At 74.4% G+C, this 17,955-nt stretch carries 17 protein-coding genes; 8 read left to right on the top strand and 9 right to left on the bottom strand.

The features are described from left to right. Window positions 1–47 precede the first annotated feature (47 nt). The gene (locus tag Val02_RS30235; protein ID WP_203902650.1) at window positions 48–524 is read left to right on the top strand and encodes a carboxymuconolactone decarboxylase family protein; all 477 of its coding nucleotides are present in this window, start codon (window positions 48–50) and stop codon (window positions 522–524) included. Here Val02_RS30235 and Val02_RS30230 read toward each other — a convergent pair. Genes Val02_RS30230 through Val02_RS30215 form a run of 4 tightly spaced genes read right to left on the bottom strand, consistent with a single transcriptional unit; the run spans window position 521 to window position 3,816 of the window. Further along, window positions 521–1,255, bottom strand: a complete 735-nt coding sequence (locus tag Val02_RS30230; RefSeq protein ID WP_203902649.1) for an ABC transporter ATP-binding protein — start codon at window positions 1,253–1,255, stop codon at window positions 521–523. The genes Val02_RS30235 and Val02_RS30230 overlap by 4 nt on opposite strands. Window positions 1,256–1,274: 19 nt before the next feature. Continuing rightward, on the bottom strand, window positions 1,275–2,024 hold the full coding sequence (locus tag Val02_RS30225; protein WP_203902648.1) for an ABC transporter permease: 750 nt from the start codon (window positions 2,022–2,024) through the stop codon (window positions 1,275–1,277). After that, window positions 2,021–2,812: a class I SAM-dependent methyltransferase gene (locus Val02_RS30220; RefSeq protein ID WP_239153442.1), complete on the bottom strand. Its 792-nt coding sequence runs from the start codon at window positions 2,810–2,812 to the stop codon at window positions 2,021–2,023. Before Val02_RS30220 ends, Val02_RS30225 begins: the two co-directional genes overlap by 4 nt. Continuing rightward, window positions 2,809–3,816: an ABC transporter substrate-binding protein gene (locus Val02_RS30215; RefSeq protein ID WP_203902647.1), complete on the bottom strand. Its 1,008-nt coding sequence runs from the start codon at window positions 3,814–3,816 to the stop codon at window positions 2,809–2,811. The genes Val02_RS30220 and Val02_RS30215 overlap by 4 nt, the downstream gene beginning before the upstream one ends. Window positions 3,817–4,024: 208 nt before the next feature. Between Val02_RS30215 and Val02_RS30210 the strand changes: the two genes are divergently transcribed. Both Val02_RS30210 and Val02_RS30205 read left to right on the top strand, forming a co-directional pair. Next, window positions 4,025–4,639 carry a TetR/AcrR family transcriptional regulator gene (locus Val02_RS30210; RefSeq protein ID WP_203902646.1) on the top strand — a complete coding sequence of 205 codons (615 nt, stop codon included), beginning with the start codon at window positions 4,025–4,027 and terminating at the stop codon, window positions 4,637–4,639. Then, window positions 4,636–5,676, top strand: coding sequence for an MBL fold metallo-hydrolase (locus Val02_RS30205; RefSeq protein ID WP_203902645.1), 1,041 nt, complete (start codon window positions 4,636–4,638; stop codon window positions 5,674–5,676). The genes Val02_RS30210 and Val02_RS30205 overlap by 4 nt, the downstream gene beginning before the upstream one ends. Before the next feature lie 29 nt (window positions 5,677–5,705). Here the strand turns inward: Val02_RS30205 and Val02_RS30200 are convergent, their stop codons facing one another. Continuing rightward, window positions 5,706–6,179, bottom strand: coding sequence for a DUF6885 family protein (locus Val02_RS30200; RefSeq protein ID WP_203902644.1), 474 nt, complete (start codon window positions 6,177–6,179; stop codon window positions 5,706–5,708). 72 nt (window positions 6,180–6,251) lie between these two features. Here Val02_RS30200 and Val02_RS30195 point away from each other — a divergent pair, with 72 nt between their 5' ends. Continuing rightward, window positions 6,252–7,232: a zinc-binding dehydrogenase gene (locus Val02_RS30195; RefSeq protein ID WP_203902643.1), complete on the top strand. Its 981-nt coding sequence runs from the start codon at window positions 6,252–6,254 to the stop codon at window positions 7,230–7,232. On the opposite strand, the gene Val02_RS30190 is transcribed toward Val02_RS30195, so the two are convergent. Then, window positions 7,222–7,962, bottom strand: a complete 741-nt coding sequence (locus tag Val02_RS30190) for a class I SAM-dependent DNA methyltransferase (protein WP_203902642.1) — start codon at window positions 7,960–7,962, stop codon at window positions 7,222–7,224. The genes Val02_RS30195 and Val02_RS30190 overlap by 11 nt on opposite strands. 70 nt (window positions 7,963–8,032) lie before the next feature. On the opposite strand from Val02_RS30190, the gene Val02_RS30185 reads away from it, so the two are divergent. Beyond that, window positions 8,033–10,870, top strand: coding sequence for a DEAD/DEAH box helicase (locus tag Val02_RS30185; protein ID WP_203902641.1), 2,838 nt, complete (start codon window positions 8,033–8,035; stop codon window positions 10,868–10,870). 98 nt (window positions 10,871–10,968) lie between these two features. On the opposite strand, the gene Val02_RS30180 is transcribed toward Val02_RS30185, so the two are convergent. Both Val02_RS30180 and Val02_RS30175 read right to left on the bottom strand, forming a co-directional pair. Further along, window positions 10,969–11,808 carry a siderophore-interacting protein gene (locus Val02_RS30180; protein ID WP_203902640.1) on the bottom strand — a complete coding sequence of 280 codons (840 nt, stop codon included), beginning with the start codon at window positions 11,806–11,808 and terminating at the stop codon, window positions 10,969–10,971. Window positions 11,809–11,846: 38 nt separating this feature from the next. Beyond that, a complete protein-coding gene (locus Val02_RS30175; protein ID WP_203902639.1) occupies window positions 11,847–12,347 on the bottom strand; it encodes a cupin domain-containing protein in 501 nt (166 codons plus the stop codon). Between the two features lie 35 nt (window positions 12,348–12,382). Here Val02_RS30175 and Val02_RS48325 point away from each other — a divergent pair, with 35 nt between their 5' ends. The 3 genes from Val02_RS48325 to Val02_RS30160 all read left to right on the top strand — a co-directional run bounded on the left by Val02_RS48325 (window position 12,383) and on the right by Val02_RS30160 (window position 17,338). After that, window positions 12,383–15,178 carry an AAA family ATPase gene (locus tag Val02_RS48325; protein WP_203902638.1) on the top strand — a complete coding sequence of 932 codons (2,796 nt, stop codon included), beginning with the start codon at window positions 12,383–12,385 and terminating at the stop codon, window positions 15,176–15,178. Window positions 15,179–15,243: 65 nt separating this feature from the next. Further along, complete coding sequence (locus Val02_RS30165; RefSeq protein ID WP_239153441.1) at window positions 15,244–16,017, top strand: alpha/beta fold hydrolase; 774 nt, start codon at window positions 15,244–15,246, stop codon at window positions 16,015–16,017. A gap of 73 nt (window positions 16,018–16,090) precedes the next feature. Next, the gene (locus Val02_RS30160) at window positions 16,091–17,338 is read left to right on the top strand and encodes a hypothetical protein (protein ID WP_203902637.1); all 1,248 of its coding nucleotides are present in this window, start codon (window positions 16,091–16,093) and stop codon (window positions 17,336–17,338) included. Window positions 17,339–17,402: 64 nt separating this feature from the next. On the opposite strand, the gene Val02_RS30155 is transcribed toward Val02_RS30160, so the two are convergent. Further along, window positions 17,403–17,804, bottom strand: a complete 402-nt coding sequence (locus Val02_RS30155; RefSeq protein WP_203902636.1) for a hypothetical protein — start codon at window positions 17,802–17,804, stop codon at window positions 17,403–17,405. Window positions 17,805–17,955: the final 151 nt, after the last annotated feature.

Below are 17,955 nucleotides of genomic sequence, written 5' to 3'. Positions count from 1 at the left end.
GTGGTCCGTCGAGGGTGTGCATCCACGAAACGCCGAAGGAGCCCACGATGGACGCTCGCCTGAACATCCTCGCCAACCCCGCCGCAGCCGGGCCGATCAAGCACATCGTCGCGGCGGGTATCGCCCTGCGGAAGTCGTCGCTGCCCGAGTCGACGGCGGAACTGGTGCGCCTGCGGGCCAGCCAGATCAACGGCTGCGGCTTCTGCACCGACATGCACACCAAGGAGGCGCTGCACGCCGGTGAGACGCAGACCCGGCTGAACCTGGTGGCCACCTGGCGCGAGGCGACGGTCTTCACCGAGGCCGAACGCGCCGCGCTGGAGCTGGCCGAGCAGGCCACCCGCATCGCCGACGCCGCCGGTGGCGTCCCGGACGACGTCTGGTCGAACGCCGCCAAGCACTTCGACGAGGAGCAGCTCGGCGCGCTCGTCATCACCATCGCGCTGATCAACGCGTTCAACCGGGTGAACGTCATCGTCCAGCAGCCGGCCGGGAGCTACGAGGTGGGCATGCTGGCTCACTAGAGCAGCAGGTCGTGCAGCTCGGCCACGCAGCGGGACACCTCGATGAGATGCGCGTTGTGGCCGAACGACCGCGGCCGCGGAATGTCCACGTCGAGAATCTTGCGGATCCGGCCGGGTCGCGGAGTCAGCACCGCGACCCGGTCGGCCAGCAGGACGGCCTCCTGGATCGAGTGCGTCACGAACACGGTCGTCGCGCGCAGCCCCATGTGCAGCTCCTGCAGGCGATCGGCGAGTTCGGCGCGGGTCAGCGCGTCCAACGCCGAGAACGGCTCGTCCATCAGCAGCACCCGCGGCCGCTGCACCAGGGCCCGGCACAGCGCCACCCGCTGCTGCATCCCGCCGGAGAGCTCGTGCGGCAGCCGCCCGTGCACGTCGCCGAGGCCGGCGGAGTCCAGCAGCTCGAGGGCGTGCTTCCGGGAGGAGGCCGACGGCAGGCCGAGGATCTCCACCGGCAGCAGCACGTTGCCGAGAACGGTGCGCCACGGCAGCAGCGCCGGCCGTTGGAACACCAGGGCCACGTCGCGTCGCGGGCGCCGCACGGGCCGCCCGTCCACGACGACGGTGCCCGCGGAGGGCTCGAGCAGTCCGGCGATGATGCGCAGCAGCGTGGACTTGCCGCAGCCGCTGCGCCCGATCACCGCCAGGAACTCGCTCTCGCCGACCTCCAGGTCGATGCCGGCAAGCGCCTCGACGGCCCCGAAGCGGCGGCTGACGCCACTGAGCCCGATCATCGGTGATCACCCTGCCCGATCATCCCGTGATCGCCTTCGCCCAGGGCAGCAGCAGGCGTTCGAGGCCGGCGACCGCGTAGAACAGGCCGACGCTCAGCAGCGCCAGCAACGCGATCGCGGCGAACGCGAGCGGCGTGTCGAACGACATCCCGCTGAGCACCACGACCGCGCCGAGCCCGTGGTTGGGCTGGTTTATCTCGGCGACCACGGCACCGATGACGGCCAGCGAGATGGCGATCTTCAGCCCCACGAACACCTGCGGCAGCGCCCACGGCAGCCGGATCTTCGCGTACTGCTGCCACCGCGACGCGGACAGCGAACGCCCCAGCTCCCCCAGCTCGGCCGGCGTGGAGCCGAGCCCGGCGGCCGAGGCCACCACGACGGGGAAGAAGCAGATCAGCACCACCAGCACCACCTTCGGCGCCGCGCCGAACCCCAGCCACAGCACCAGCAGCGGGGCGAGCGCGACCTTCGGCACCGAGTTGAGCGCGACGAGCAGCGGCAGCGTGGCCCGGCTGACGGACTGCGCCAGCGTCAGCACCACGGCGAGCAGCACTCCGCCGACGGCCGCCACCAGGAAGCCGATCACGGTCGCCGTGAGGGTCGCCCACGCCTCCCGCAGCAGATAGCCCGGCTGCGCGAGGAACGCCGCGACGATGTCCGGCGGCGACGGCAGGAAGAACGGCCGCACCCCGAGCACCGCGGTCGCCGCCCACCAGACGGCGATCGCCACGACCGCTCCCGCGACCGGCAGCGCGAACGACTTCACGGCCGGCGCCCCGACGTCGCGTAGAGGAAGTGCCCGCGCACCACGAGCCGCGGGTCGCGGGCCAGCCGCTCCAGCCGCGCCAGCTCCTCCTCGGTGAACCCGTCCGCCAGGAACGCCGCCCGCTGCTGGTCGACGTTGACCGCCATGAGCAGCGCGCCGGCGGTGCCGCCCGGCCACGAGTCGGCGCGCACCGTGGTCTCGACGTCGACCAGCCCGGCCGTGCCCATGGTCGCGTGCATCCGCGCGGCCCAGGTCGAGTCGTTGCCGATCCCGGCGAGGATCCGGGTGACGAGCGCCTCGACGTAGCGTTCGACCAGCTCGCGGGAGTCCCGGTCGGGCGCGGCGAGCACGACCTGCCGGTACTGGGTGGCCCACTCCTCGACCAGCAGCGCGCCGCCGGGCGCGAGCGCGGCCGCGAGCCGGTGCAGCACCTCGACCCGCTGCGGCAGGTGGGCGAGCAGCAGCCGGGCGTGGATCAGGTCCCACGGCCCTTCCGGCACCGGCTGCGTCACGACGTCGTGCCGCCGGATCTCGTAGCCCTCGTCGGTGCGCAGATGCCGGGGATTGAGGTCCGTCGCGAGGACCTGCGCGCCCCGCGCGGCCAGCCACCCGGCGATACTGCCCCCGCCCGCGCCGACCTCCAGGCAGCGCGCGCCCGCGAGCGGTCCGAGTCCCATGATTCGGCGGAACGTCCCGGAGTCGAGCATCGCCGCCAGATAGCGGTGCCGGTGCACGGCCGCCGCGTCGTCGTTGTCGAACGCGTAGCCCGTCCGGGTGTCCGCACTCACTTCGGTACCAGCCCGAAGTCGACGACGGCCTCCGGTTTGAGCCCGGGCTTGATGAGCCCGCCCTCCTCCAGGGTCGTGATCGCGCGGGCCACCCGCGCCTGGTCGAGCGAACCGATCGGGATGCCCGTCGCGCGCACGTACGGCGTCATCAGCGTGATCTCCCCGACGGCGGCCGTCACGTCGGCGGCCGGCTGCGCCTTCTTGAGGATCTGCGCGGCCTCCTCCGGATGGTCGATCGTGTACTCCAACGCCTTGAGCATCGCGTCGCGGAAGCGTCTCGCGAGATCCGGCTTGTCCCGCGCGATGGCGGCGGTGGTGATGAGTCCGTTGCCGAAGAGGTCCTTGAGCTGATCGCCGTAGGGCAGCACGACCGTCTTGCGCCCGCCCGCGGCCTTCTCGATCCCCTTCGCCCCGATGAGGAACGTGCTGAGCGCGTCGACCTGCCCGCTCGCCAGCAGCGTGGGCAGGTTGGCCGGCTGGGTGTTGACCCACAGGACCTTCGACGCGTCGATGCCGACCCGCTTGGCGTAGGCGGGGAAGAGCAGCTGGTTGACCGAACCGGTGGCCGCCCCTACCTTGCGCCCCTCCAGATCCTTGGCGGTCTTCACCGAACCGCCCTCGAGCGCCACGATCGACACCAGCGTCTGCTGGTGGGACGCCGCGATGGCCCGGATGTCGGTGTACTCCCCCTTGCCGGCGAGGATCCACGAGCCCACGAGGTCGTTGTGGATGAACTGCGCCTGCCCGGCCGCGAGGACCCGCAGATTCTCGCTGGTGGCGGCGCCGAGCTGGATGGTGACGTCGAGCTTCGCCGCGGCGAAGTAGCCCTTCTCCCGGGCCACCCAGGCGAACGCGTCGCGGCCCACCGCCCCGAACGCCGTCACGTAGGTGACCTTGTCCGATCCCGGGGCGGGCTCGGCCTCGTCGCTACAGGCGGCCGGTGCGGCACCGGCGGCCGCGGCGAGAACGATCGCGAACAGTGCGGATGTGCGGCGGTGCGCCATGGCGGCTCCCCCGTCCCGTCGACTGCGCTCAATCTATTGAGCCGGGGAAGATCACTTCACGGTGGGTTTTCACATGATGCACAAACCGACCCGGTTGCCGGCGTCGGAGGAGCCCGCACGGTCCCCGCGGTGGGCGTGCGCGGGTCGGGGCGGTGCACCGGTGCGGGCGTATTCTGACGGAAACCGTTCAGCAATGGAGGTGCGTGCGATGAGCGTTCCGGCAGGTGCGGGCAGGCCCCGCGACCCGGAGGTGGACCGCCGGATCGTCCGGGCCGCGCTGGACACGTTCGGCGAGGGCGGCTGGGCCGGGTTCGCCATGGAGACCGTGGCGCGCCGGGCCGGCGTCGGCAAGGCCTCGCTCTACCTGCGCTGGAGCAGCAAGGAGGCGCTGCTGCGCGACGCGCTCGCCATCGGCATGCTGCGGGTCAGCGACGTCGACACCGGCACCCTGCACGGCGACCTGGTGAAGCTGGCCACCCAGATGCTCGACCTCTACGCCGGCCCGTCCAGCCGCACGGCGCTGCGCCTGTCCCTGGAGGCCGGCTCCATCCCCGGCGTCGCCGAACGCTACGAGGCCATGCGCGCCGCGCAGGTGAAGGCGGCCCGCGCCATCGTGCGCCGCGGCATCGAACGCGGCGAACTGCCCGCCACCGCCTCCGTCACCCTCCTGCTGGACACCCTCGCCGGCGGCGCGATGATGCACGCGCTCAGCACCCCGCCGGAGCGCCGCGACGCCCTCGTGCGCAGCACCGGCCGGCACGCCCGCCGGCTGGTCGACTTCCTCCTGCACGCCGTCACCGCCCCGGCCGGGGCGGCCGCGTGATCGTCACCGGCACCGCCCAGCACGAGGCGTGGCAGCGGCGCGCCCTCCCCCCGGTCGAACGGGTCCGCCCCGACGTCTGGTCGATCCCGGTCCCCATCCCGGACAGCCCGCTGCGGTACACGCTCAGCTACGCGTTCCTGGACGACACGGGGGTGCTCGTCGTCGACCCCGGCTGGGACAGCGCGGCGGGACGGGCGGCGCTCGAGGCCGGGCTGCGCGCCGCCGGGGCACACCTGACCGACGTCGCGGGCATCGTCGTCACCCACGTGCACCCGGACCACCACGGCCTCAGCGGATGGCTGCGCGAGCGCACCGGCGCCTGGATCGGCATGCATCCGGTGGAGGCGGAGACGCTGCCCGTGCGGCGCTGGCGCCACCGCACCCGGGGAACGGACCGGGTGTGGCTGGCGCGGCACGGCGTTCCGGAGGCGGACGCGGAGGTGCTGGCGTTCGACCCGACGCGGCTGGGCCACCTGCACGCCATGCCCGAACCGGACCGTGCCGTCGAGGACGGCGACCCGCTGCCGCTGAGCCGCCACGACGTGCGCGCGATCTGGACACCCGGGCACACCCCCGGACACCTGTGCCTGCACGAGGCCGGCGCCGGCATCCTGCTCACCGGCGACCACCTGCTGCCCCGCATCAGCCCGAACATCGGCCTGCACGCCGGCAACGACGGCGACCCGCTGAGCGCCTACCTGGCGGCCCTGGAGCAGACGGCGAAGTACGCGTCGGCGGAGGCGCTGCCGGCGCACGAGTACCGGTTCCGCGGGATCGACGCGCGCGCCGCCGACCTCGCCCGCCACCACGACGAACGCGGCCACGAGATCCTGGGCGTCATCGACCGGCTCGGCCCGTCGACCGCCTGGGACATCGCCGCCGAACTGACGTGGTCGCGCGGCTGGGCGGCGCTGCACGGGATGATGCGCCGGATGGCGCTGGCCGAGACGCTCGCCCACCTGCAGCACCTCGCGACCACCGGCGCGACCCGCCCGAGCGGCGACGCCCCGGAGCGCTGGGCCCGCAAGACGCGCTGACCGCGGCGAAATCCAGGGCCGGGCGCGAGCTAGGGGCGGGACCACCACTGCATGCGCAGGTCGGCGGCGTGGACGAGGGCGCGGGCCGTCTGCTGGACCGGCGCCGGCACCACGAGCAGCACGCCGCCGGTGCCCGGCCGGCCGCCGTCGAGTTCCGCGGCGACCTCCGCCACCGGCCGCCGCCGCTCGCCCTCGACCACCAGCGCCCCGGCCGGATCGGCCAGCAGGCCGTACAGCGGGATGAACGCGCCGCCGGCGTCGAGCAGCGGCAGGCAGCTCAGGCCGCGCGCGTGGACGCCGTCGAGCAGGGCGAACAGGCGCGCGGCGTCCCACAGTCCGGCCGCCGGGACGGCGCGCAGGCGTTCGGCCGAGACGCCGCGCACCGCGCGCGCCAGCGCGAACGGCCCGCCGCCGGCCGCCGCGGACAGGGTGTCGCCGAGGTCGGCGAGGATGGTGGACGCCTCCGGGAAGGGGCGTACCGAGTCGAGGGTCGTCGCCGCCATGCCTGGATCGTAGCCCCAATTCCTACCGCAGTGATGTGTTGCCGTTCGCGCCGCACGCGGCAGGATGATCATATGGAAACCATGCGTGCCGCCGTCGTCGACCGGCCCGGGCCGCCCGAGGTGCTCGTCGTGCGCGACGTGCCCCGCCCCACCGCCACCGCCGATCGGGCGCTGGTGCGGGTGCGCGCCGCCGGGCTCAACCGTTCGGAGATCATGACCCGGCAGGGGCACTCGCCCAACGTGCGCTTTCCGCGCGTTCTGGGGATCGAGTGCGTCGGGGAGGTGGTCGAGGCCGCCGAGACCGGGCCGCCCGTGGGGACCACGGTCGCCGCGGTCATGGGCGAGATGGGGCGGGCCTACGACGGCGGTTACGCGGAGTTCGCCCTGTTGCCGGCCGCGCGTCTGATGCCTCTCTCGGTCGAACTGGACTGGAGCACACTCGGCGCGTTGCCGGAGACGTTCCTGACGGCCCACGGGTCGCTCGGCGTCCTGGGGCTCGCACCCGGGCAGCGGCTGGTCATCCGGGCGGCCACCTCGTCGGTCGGGATGGCCGCGCTCTCCCTGGCCGTGGCGGCGGGGCTGGACGTGGCGGCCACGACGCGCAACCCGGGCAAGGCCGCGGCGTTGGAGCAGCACGGCGCCGCCCATGTGCTGGTGGATTCCGGAGACTTCGCCGGCGAGGTTCGGCGACTGTGGCCGGACGGGGCGGACGGCGTGCTCGACCTCGTGGGCGGACCGTCGCTGCGGGACGCGTTCGCCGCCACGGCGCGCGGCGGGATCGTGTGCAACAGCGGACTGCTCGGCGGCAGCTGGGTCATCCCCGACTTCGAACCCCTCGCGCACATGCCGACCGGCGTGAAGCTCGCCGTGTTCGACAGCGCCAGCCTCGAACCGGCCGTCGCGGCGCTCGCGCTCCAGGGGATCGCCGAGGACGTGGCCGCGGGGCGGTACAGCGCGCACCTGCACAAGACGTTCCCCCTGGAGGAGATCGCGGAGGCACACGCGTACATGGAGGCGAACAGGGCGACCGGGAAGGTGGTCGTCATCCCGTAGGGATGCGGTACACGGAGACGTGCGACCGCGACGCGGCGGTGAACTCGGCACCCGCCCAGTCCGCCTCGCGGCTCTCCCGGACGAACCCGGCCAACCGCGCCATCAGGTCCAGCTCGGCCGGCCAGACGTAGCGGTGCGGCGTGCGCCCCAGCCGCGCCGAACGCCCGTCGCCGAACCGGAAGTGGTGCGACACGACCCGCTGGGTCAGCACGTCGTAGGTGTCCAGGCCGAGATAGCCCGGTTCGTTGTGCCACACGACGGCACCGGTGTCCGGGGAGAGCTTGGCCAGCTCGGGCACCCACAGCTCGATGACGAACCGCCCGCCGGGCCGCAGGTGGCGGGCCGCGTTGCGGAAGCACTCGACCTGCTCCTCCTGGGTGAGCAGGTTGGCGATGGTGTTGAAGACGAGGTAGACGAGCGCGAAGGTGCCGGGCGCCCGCGTGGTGGCCATGTCGCCGACGACCACCGGGATCGTCTCCTCGTCGGCCTTGGTCCGCAGGATCGAGAGCATCGGCCGGGACAGCTCGATCCCGGTGACCGGAACGCCACGCGCGGCGAGCGGCACCGCCACCCGACCCGTGCCGATCGCGAACTCCAGCGCCGGCCCGCCCTCGGCCAGCGCGGCGAGCCGCTCGACGGTCGGCCCGATCACCCGCGGCGCGAACATGACCTCGCCCGGCGTGTCGTAGGCGGCAGCGGTCTCGGTGTCCCAGATGTCCTCTTGTCGCATCGCAGCCCACCCTCGTCGGGGCGATCGGCCCTGTCCATCGGTTTTCCGCCGTCGGGCAGAATCGCGGGCGATGGACATCCGCCGGATCCTGCAGGCCCTGGCCGACCTCGCCCCCGCCGGGGAGGAACGGATCTACGACGTCACCCGGGGCGGCCGCACGCTGGTGTGGCTGGCGGAGCGCGAACGCGCCCCGCGAAGCTCCACAGTGGACAAACTCGCCGCCCAGGACGCCCTGCACCGCGACGAGCGCATCCTGCGCCGGGGAACGGCGTTCGTGGTGGGGACGTTCGAGGTGGACGGGGTGCGCAGGAAGGTGCGGCTGCCGCTGCTCACCCAGCCCGTCCGGCTGGAACGCACGCTGCTCGGCTACCGCGTCACACCCATCGGCGACCTGGAACTGACCGGCCTCGTCGAGGACCGCCGGACGGCCGCCGGGCTGGAGGCCGCGCCGGGGCTCGACTCCGCCGGCTGGTCGACCGCGCTGGGCACGCACGCCTGGATGAACGCCGCCGCCAAGGCCGCCGGGCTGCCGCTCGCCGCGACGTTCTTCGGCGCGCCGGAGCGGATCGACGACTCCTCGCTGAACGCCTACGCCGCCTCCGCGCTCTACGTCACCAGGGACGTCGGCTCCACCGGGATCCGCGACACGCTGCTCGCCTGGGCGGCCCGGGCGGGCCTCGCCGACACCGCGCTCGCCCGGGTGTACGCCGGCACCGCGGCGGAACGGCCGTCCACTGTGGACGAACCCGTGCTCTCCCCGCTGCCGCTCAACACCGCGCAGCGGGAGGTGGTTCGCCGGGTGCGGCGCGAACCCGTCGTGGTGGTGTCCGGGCCGCCCGGCAACGGCAAGAGCCACGCGCTCGTGGCGGCCGCGCTGGACGTGGTGGACCGGGGCGGTTCGGTGCTGGTGGCCACGCAGTCGGTGCACGCCGCGGAGGTGCTCGGCGAACTGCTGCGCCGGCACCCCGGGCCGGTGCCGGTGCTCTTCGGCGACGCCGAACGCCGCGACGCGATCGCCACCGAGCTCGCCAAGGGCACCGAGGCCGGCGCCGACGCCGCCCGGGTGCGCGCGCTCGACGGCGACCTCGACCGGGCCCGCCGGACGGTGGCCGGGCTGGAGCGGGAGATCGGGCGGCTGCTCGAGCTCGAACGCCGCGCCGCCGAACTGCCCCGCCGGCAGCCGCTCATCCCGGGACTGGCGACGGATGCGCCGGCGGTGTTCGCACCGGACTTCGACCTCGACGCGGCGCGCGCACTCCTCGACGCCGCCCTCGGCATCAGCCACGGCACCGCGACCGGCGCGGGTGCTGTGAGCGGGACCGGCGGCGCGTCGGGATTCGGGACGGGCGACGCGGCCGGGGGCGGGCCGGTGGGCCGGTGGCAGCGCTGGCGTCGGCGGCGTGCGCTGCGGCGGGTACGACGGCACTTCGGCGCCGCCGACGACGTTCCACCGGAAGTCTTGGAGGACGCGTGGGAGGCGGCGGCGTCGGCGCAGGCCGCGGCGCGACTGGCGGCGGAGGGACCCACGGACCTGCCCTGGCGGGCGCTGGCCGACGCCGACGAGACCCTGGCCCGCACGCTCGGCGAGGCGATGCGGGTCCGCGCGACCAGCGGTCGACGCCGCGACGGCGCGGCCCTGCGGGCGGCCTCCGCGCTCGGGACCGCGCTGCGCGCCGGGCGCAACCGCCGCCGCGAGATCCTCGCCGGCCTCGACGGGGCGGCGCTGGTGCGCGCGCTGCCGCTGTGGGTCGGCACCGCCGGCGACGTGGACGACCTGCTGCCGCCGGTGCCGGGGATGTTCGACCTGGTGGTGCTGGACGAGGCGGCGCACATCGACCAGCTGCGGGCGGCGCCCGTGCTCGCCCGCGCGCGGCACGCACTCGTGGCGGGTGATCCAAGGCAGCTGCGCTTCGTGTCGTTCGTGGCCGACGTGGACATCGACGGGACGCTGCGTAAGCACGGGCTCGAGGACGCGGCGGACCGGCTGGACGTGCGGCGCAGCAGCGCGTTCGACGTGGCGGCGGGGGCCGCCGGGGTGACCTGGCTGGCCGAGCACCACCGGTGCGCGCCGCACCTGATCGAGTTCTCGGCGCGCCGCTTCTACACCGACCGCATGGAACTGGTCACCCGCACCCCGCGCAACGACCGGACACCGGCGATCTCCGTGGTGCGCGTCGCCGGTTCGGTGGCCGACGGGGTGAACGCCGCCGAGGTCTCCGCCGCCGTGGAGGTGGTGCGCGCACACCTCGGGGGACCGATCGCCGTCATCACGCCGTTCCGGGCGCAGTCGGACGCCGTCGAGGCGGCGCTGCTGGCGGCCTTCACGGTGGAGGAGATCGAGAAGTTCGGGATCCGTTCCGGGACGGTGCACGGGTTCCAGGGCAGCGAGGCCGAACACGTCGTCGTGTCGCTCGGGCTCGTCGACGGGGACTCGCCGGCGCGGCGACGGTTCGTGACGGATGCCAATCTGTTCAACGTGATGGTGACGCGGGCGCGCGCACGGCTCACCGTCGTCACGTCGCTCACCTCGCCGAACGGCCTCATCGGCGACTACCTGGCGCACGCGTCCGCGCCCCCGGTGCCACCGCCGGACGGCGCTGCCACCGGCTGGACCGCCCGCCTCGCCGACGAACTGCGCCGCGTTGGAGGGGCCGTGCGGGTGGGCTATCCGGTCGGGCGGTGGAACGTCGACATCGTTCTGGACGGGGTGGCGCTGACCTGCGGGGTGCACCCGTCGGGGGTGGCGGCACACGTCGAGCGCGAACGGACGCTGCGCCGCGCGGGATGGGAGGTGCGCGACGCGTTCCCCTCCCGGTGGGGTGGGGACGCGGTGCGCGCGGCGCTGTCGCTGGTCTCCCCAGCACCCTCGCCGGGCTCCGCTGCGGCGGCTCAAGATCGCCACGAGTGACCGAGTGGTACGCCAGCCACGTTATTCGGCCGGAGTTACGTGGCTGGCGTGCCATGAGCCAACCGATCGGATCTTGCGCGCCGCCGCGCCCGCCGCGGTCAGGTCAGGGCGGCGGCCTCCTCGGCCTCCACCGCGGCGTTCCACTCGCCCTTGCCGGACTGCCAGCCGTCCTCGTTCATGCCGCGGCGCCAGTAGCCCGAGATGCTCAGCTGCTCCCGCGGGATCGCGCGCTCCACACGCAGGTGGCGCCGCAGGTCCTTGACGAAGTTCGCCTCGCCGTGCACGAACACGTCGACCCGGCCGTCCGGGAACTCCAGCCCCCGCACCGCCTCGACGAGGGCCTCCCCGACGGGTCGGTCGCCGCGGTGCAGCCAGCTGACCCGCAGGTCACCCGCGCCGTCGAACTTCAGCTCGTCGGCCGGACCGTCCACCTCCACGAACACGTGCGCCAGCCCGCCGGCGGGGATTTTCGCCACGGAGGCCGCGATCGCCGGCAGCGCGCTCTCGTCGCCCGCGTACAGGTACCAGTCCGCCGACGGGTCGGGTGCGTAGGCGCCGCCCGGGCCGAAGAAGTGCAGCACGTCGCCCGGCTTCGCCCGAGCGGCCCACGGCCCGGCGATGCCCTTGTCGCCGTGGTGCACGAAGTCGATCGCCAGTTCGCGCGACTCGGGATCCCAGCTGCGAACGGTGTACGTGCGCGAGTGCGGCCACTGGTCGCGGGGCATGTCGCGGCGGATGACCTCGGCGTCGAGCGGCTCCGGGTACACCACCCCGGGCTGCGGGAACTGCAGCTTGACGTACTCGTCGGTGAAGGTACCCGCGCCGAAGCCGGTGAGCCCCTCCCCACCGAGCACCACCCGGATCAGGTGCGGGGTCAGCCGTTCGGTGCGGATCACTGTCGCGGCCCGGAGCCGCGGTGCCCGGCGGTTCTGCGTCATGCAGCCTCTTCTCGTCAGCCCTTTCCAATAAGGTAAACCTAACTTCTAGGTTCGACCATGTACTGATCGTGACGGAGATACAACTCGGTCCATTCCTCGGGACTCAGCTGCCGCCCCGAACGCACGATCTCGGCCGTTTCCTCGAAGTACGCCTCCCGGGGCGCACCCGGCGAGAAGAGAATCAGCATCGAGGCCGGTGCGCCCGACTCGTTGCGGAACGCGTGGATCCCACCGGCCGGCACGTACAGAAAATCGCCCGACGTCGCCGTGATCCAGTGATCGCCGTCGTACAGCCGCACCGCGCCGTCGAGCACGTAGAACGCCTCGGAGATCGTCCGATGGAAATGCGCGGCCGGTCCGCTCGGCGCCGCGCCCATCTCCCACCGGTACAGTCCGTAGTCGCCGCCGGTACTGGCGCCGGTGGCCAGATAGTGCACCGAACTGAGCGGTCCGGCCAGGTCGGGCCGCTGCGTCGCGGGGCGCAGGCGGGCGCTGACGGTGCCGTCCGGGTCGTCGTAGCGGGGTGGCGGATAGGTCATGATCCGACCCTAGCGGCGGGTCGTAGATTGTGCGGATGCCTTCCGGGCCGACGCTGACCGGACGCGACGCGGAACTGGCGGCGATCGCACGCCTGCTGGAGCGCGCCGCGGCCGGCACCGGCGGTCACCTGGTGATCACGGGTCCGCCCGGATCGGGCCGCACGGCGATCGCCGACGCCGCGGCCGCACTGGCCCGCGGACGCGGCCTGCCCGTGGCCCGCATCTCGGGCACCCGCGCGGATCCGGGCCTCGCCGTCTGGACCCGCCTCCTGACCGCCGCCGACCCCGAGGCCACGCCGCCCGAGGCCGGACCCGACGAGGCCGCCGACCCCGAGGCCGGCCGGCTCGCGGCGGCGCTCGCCGAGGGCGGCCCCCGCCTGCTGGTCGTCGACGATCTCGACCGTGCCGGCCCGGACGCGCGGGCGTTCCTGCCGGGGCTGACCGCCCGGCTCGGTTCCGGTGCCACGGCGCTCCTCGTCACCGCCGCCGAGCCGCTGGACCTGCCGCCCGAGCGCCGCCTCGCGGGCCTCACCGCGGCTCAGCTCGCGCCGGCCCTGCCGCCGGATGTTCGGCACGCCGTGTGGCTGGCCTCCGCCGGCCTGCCCGGCGCCGCGACGCGGATCATGGACGAGCTGACGGCGTCCGACGGGGGCGACGCCGTGGTCCGCCTCGCCCTGACCACCCCCTCCCGTGCTCCTTTTCTGGAACGGGACACCGCGCTCGTCCGCCTCCTCGAAGCCGCGCTCACGCGTGGCCTCTCCGCGCCGGACCTGGCCCGCGCACAGGCCCGATTGGCGCGCGAGCTGCTCGGCGACCCCACGTCCGGCCCCCGGCGCCGCGAGCTGATCGAGGGCGCGCGTCGCCGCGCGGAGAGCACCGGCAACCCCGGCACCCTCGCCGAGGTCCTCGACTGCGGCCTGCACGCCCTGTGGGACCCGCTCGCCGCCCCCGAACGTCGCGACACCGCCGAGCGCATCGTCGCCCTCGCCCGCCGGGCCGGCGACACGGACCTGGAGCTGCGCGGGCTCTTCTGGCGGTTCGTGGCCCGCGCGGAACTCGCCGACCTGCCCGGTGCCGAGAGCGCACTCACCGAGTACGCGGCCGTGGCCGGGGCGGTGGGCGATCTGGAAGCGGCGGTGGTGGTGCTGTCCCGGCAGGCGATGCTGGCGACGGTGCGCGGCCGGTTCGCCGAGGCGCACGCGCTCACCGACGAGGTCGCCACGCGCGGCCGGCGGATCGGCCTCCCCGACACCGAACGCCTCGTCGCCTCGCTCCGCGGCCGGATCGCGTTGTTGCGCGGGAACGCCGGCGCGGAGGCCGAACAGCTGGGCACCATGGCGCGCCGCATGCCGGGCCACTTCTACGAGGCCGCGCTCGCGCGTGCGCTGCTGGTGTCCGGCCGTCCCGTCGAGGCCGGCCTGGAGCTCGAACGCCTCCTCCCCGCGGTGCTGGCCGGCGGGGGCCCGCGCTGGCTCGGCGCGGTGGCGGACCTCGCGATCGTGGCGGCACGCGTGGGCACACCCGCGGCGGCACGGGAACTTTACGGTGTACTCAGGCCGTTCCACCGAAGGCTTGTGGTCTGGGGCGGTGCCAACACGATCACCGGAACGGTCGACGAACACCTGGGGCTGCTCGCGGCCCGGACCGGCGCGATGGACGCGGCGCTCGCGCACCTGGACACCGCCGTGGAGATCGCGGAACGGGCCGGAGCGCTGGTGTGGGCGGTGCAGGCGCTCGCGGCGCGGGCCGAGGTGCGCGGCGCCCACGGCCGGCCCGGTGCGGCCGGGGACCGCGAGCGCGCCCGCTCCATCGCCGAACGCCTCGGCCTCCCCGACCCGTCGCCCCTTGGTTTCCCCGGGCCCGCCCCGGCACGGGGCAGCACGCCGCACCCGCACGAAACGGCCGCGCCCGACGCGACTACGGCCGGCGGCGCGGCCCGGCACGACGGAACAGCGGCGCCCGGCACGGCGACGGGCGGTGCACCTACGACCGGCCCGGCGGCCGGTAGAGCCGCGACCGGCCCGGCGGCGGATGCTACGACGGCGGGCGGCACGACCGGCGCGGCGACGAGCACGACGGCGGTGGGCGGCGCAGCCGCGACCGGCGCGGCGGTAGGCGGCGCGGCGACGGGCGGCACGGCCGGCGCGGCGACGGACGGCACGACGGTGGGCGGCGCGGCGACGGGCGGCACGACGGTGGGCGGCGCGGTGACGCCCCGCCCGGCAACCGGCAGCGCGACGGCGAGCGGCACCGCCATCGCGGACGGCGCGGCTGCGGGCGACCGGGCAAGCGACGCCTGGGAGTTGGTGCGTGACGGGGACGGCTGGTTGTTGACCGCCGGGACGGAGACCGCGCGCCTGCGCGACGTCCGCGGCGTGCGTTACCTGCGCACGCTCCTCGCCGCGCCCGGCCGCGAGATCGACGCGCTCGACCTGGTGGCGGGCGGCCCCGGGCTGCGCGTCGGCGCCCCCGCGCCGGTGCTCGACGATGCCGCCCGGGCGGCCTACCGGCGCCGCATCGCCGACCTGGACGACCGGCTCGACGGGGCCGACCGCACCGGCGACGTGGACGCGGCGGCGGCCGCCCAGCGGGAGCGCGGTGCGCTCGTGGCCGAGCTGCGCCGGAGCACCGGGCTCGGCGGGCGCGGGCGGAGCCACTCCGACGAGGCCGAACGCGCCCGCGTCAACGCCACCCGTGCACTGTGGACGGTCGTCGGCCGGATCGAGACGCAGGCCCCGCTCGCCGGTGCCCACCTTCGCGCATCGTTGCGCACCGGCCGCGTCCTCCGCTACCACCCGACACCGGAAGCCCCCCGCCGCTGGCGGTTATGAGGCGTGCGCCTTTGGTGGCCCGGGTCACGTACGGGATGTTCCACCCTGGGTTACGGATTTTCCGTGTGAACGAATCTCTTGGCGTCACCGCCTCCGGCTCGTCCGATGAACGGGCTCCCGTGGTGCTGTTGCACGGGTTGACGTTCGATCGGCGGCAGTGGGGGCCGGTGCGCGCCGCGCTGTCCACTGTGGACCCCGACCGGCGGGTGGTCGCCTTCGACCTGCCGGGGCACGGGGAGTCGCCGCGCCGCGACACGTACCGGGCCGCTGACGTGGCGGCCGTCGTGCACAGCGCGGTGCGGGAACGGGCGTTGACCGCGCCGGTGCTGGTGGGGCACTCGCTCGGGGGTGTGCTCGCGAGCGTCTACGCCGCCGCCTATCCGACCAGCGCCGTCGTGAACATCGACCAGCCGCTGCTGCCCGGGGCGTTCCTCGACGTGTTGCGGCGGGCCGAACCGGAGCTGCGCGGCCCCGGGTACCTGCGGGTGTGGGAACGGCTGCGCGCCGGCATGGGCCTGGACGCCCTGCCGCCCGACGCCCGCGCGCTGGTCGGCACGGCCACCACGCCCCGGCAGGAGCTGTTCCTCGGGTACTGGTCCGAGCTGTTCGACACCGACGCGGCCGAACTGACCCGGCAGCGCGCGGCCGAACTGGCGGCCGTCCGGGCGAACGGCGTGCCGTACCACCACGTCAGCGGCGGCCCGCTCGCCGGATCCTACCGGGACTGGCTCCTGGCGCAGGTGCCGGAGGCGCGGCTGACGGAACTGCCCGGCAGCGGCCACTTCCCGCACCTGGCCCGCCCGGACGAGGTGGCCCGCATCATCGCCACCCTGCCGTGAAGCGAGCCGCCCTGCCGTGAAGCGAGCCGCCCTGCCGTGAAACGTGCTTTGAGCGGTCTGCTTTGATGCGTTCATGCGCAACGTCCGCGACGCCTTCGCCCGCGGGGCGGACATCGACCTCGGTGGCCCGGTGCCCGCCGACCTGCTCGCCGAGCTGCTGACCGGTGAGGCCCGCCCGCGCGCGGCCCTGCGCCTGCGCAACGCCCGCATCACCGGCCGGCTCGATCTGCGCCACGCCGAGATCACGGCGCCGGTGTCCATTGTGGACTGTGTGTTCGCGGAGGCGCCGGAGCTGTCCGAGGCCCGCGCGCCCAACCTGCTGCTCAGCGGCTGCACGCTGCCCGGCCTGAACGCGCGCCTCCTCGAACTGCGCGGCGACCTGCGGCTGCGCGACTGCACCGTCACCGGGCCGGTGGTGCTGTCGGCGGCGCAGATCGGCGGCGACGCCGACCTCGACGGCACCACGATCACCGTGCGCCCGGCGGAGACGAACGGGCTCGCGCTCGTCGCCGAGCGGATCGCGGTCGCCGGCAGCCTGTTGGCGCGGTACGGGTTCACGGCCGACGGGGGCGTCGCGCTCCTGCACGCCCGCGTGGACAACCAGCTCAACTTCATGGGGGCGACGCTGCGCGCCGACGATCAGGTCGCCGCGCTGCACCTCGGCGGGGCGCGGGCCGGCAGCGTCTGGCTGACGTTCGCCGCGCCGCCGCAGGGGCGCCTGCAGCTCGCCGGCCTCGACGCCGACACCCTGTTCGACGACCCCGACACGTGGCCGTCCACAGTGGACCTCATCGGCTGCCGCTACCGGATGCTGATCGGCCGTAGGCCGGCGCCGCGCGGGGCTCCGGCACCGGACCAGGAGGTGTCCGTGCGCACCCGGCTGGAGTGGCTGCGGCGGGAGAGCGTCGGGTTCGTGCCGCAGCCCTACGAACAGCTCGCCGACTTCTACCGGCGCAGCGGTCGGGACGCCGACGCCCGCCGCGTGCTGCTGGCGCGCAACCGCCGTCACCGCGCCACGCTCGGCCCGGCCGGGCGGGCCGCCGGGTACGTCGCCGACGCGCTGGTGGGATACGGCTACCGCACCTGGTACGCGGCCCTGTGGCTGGCCGGGCTGTGGGGCCTGGGCACGCTGGCGCTGCGCCGCGAGAAGGAGCCGCCGCTGCTCGCCCTCGACCTGCTGCTGCCGGTCATCAACCTGGGCCGGGACGACACCTGGCGGCCGAGCGGCACGACGGCCTGGGTATCGGCGCTGCTGGTGATCTCCGGCTGGATCCTGACCACGGCCGTCGTCGCCGGCCTCACCCGCCAGCTGAGCCGCTGAGGCAGATCAGCCCGACGCGACGCCGCTGAAGCGGGCCGACGCGGCGCCGTGACGAACAGGAGCCTCACTCCGCGGGGATGTACCGCGCCTCGATCTCGGCGAAGAACGCCTTGCACAGCCGCACGAAGTCGGCCTCCCGCACCGCGATCTCGTCGCCGACCGCGTAGCCGAGCACCGTCTTCGCCGGGTCCAGGGTGATCTGCCGGTCCTCGACCAGGCGGCCGCCGTGGTGCAGCAACGAGTGCGCGAGCAGCCGCACCTCGTTGAGCGCGTTGCCGTCCTGCTTCTCCAGCGCCCGCAGCCGGTGCACGAACGACAGTTCCAGCGCCAGGACCAGGTTGTTGAAGTACACCGCCTCGAACGCGGCGTCGTCGACACCCGCCGCGCGGAACGCGGCCACGTCCTCGTCGAACCGTGCCCGACGGCCCTCGATGTAGTCCCGCGCGTAGCTGCTCACGGCCAGCATTCGCTGCCTCCCGACATCGTTCGTCCGCAACCGGACGCGATTCTGACATACCGGGGCGCCCATCCGCCCGGCCACGGGAGACGAACCAGGTGCGAGATCAGCCACCACCCGGGAGTTGTCAGATGCGACGCATCCTCATAGTGCTCACGCT

The sequence above is a fragment of the Virgisporangium aliadipatigenens genome (genome assembly GCF_016863615.1).
GTDB classification, from domain to species: Bacteria; Actinomycetota; Actinomycetes; order Mycobacteriales; family Micromonosporaceae; genus Virgisporangium; species Virgisporangium aliadipatigenens.
The sequence above is the reverse complement of the archived record's forward strand: the minus strand, read 5'-3'. Positions and strand labels throughout refer to the sequence as shown.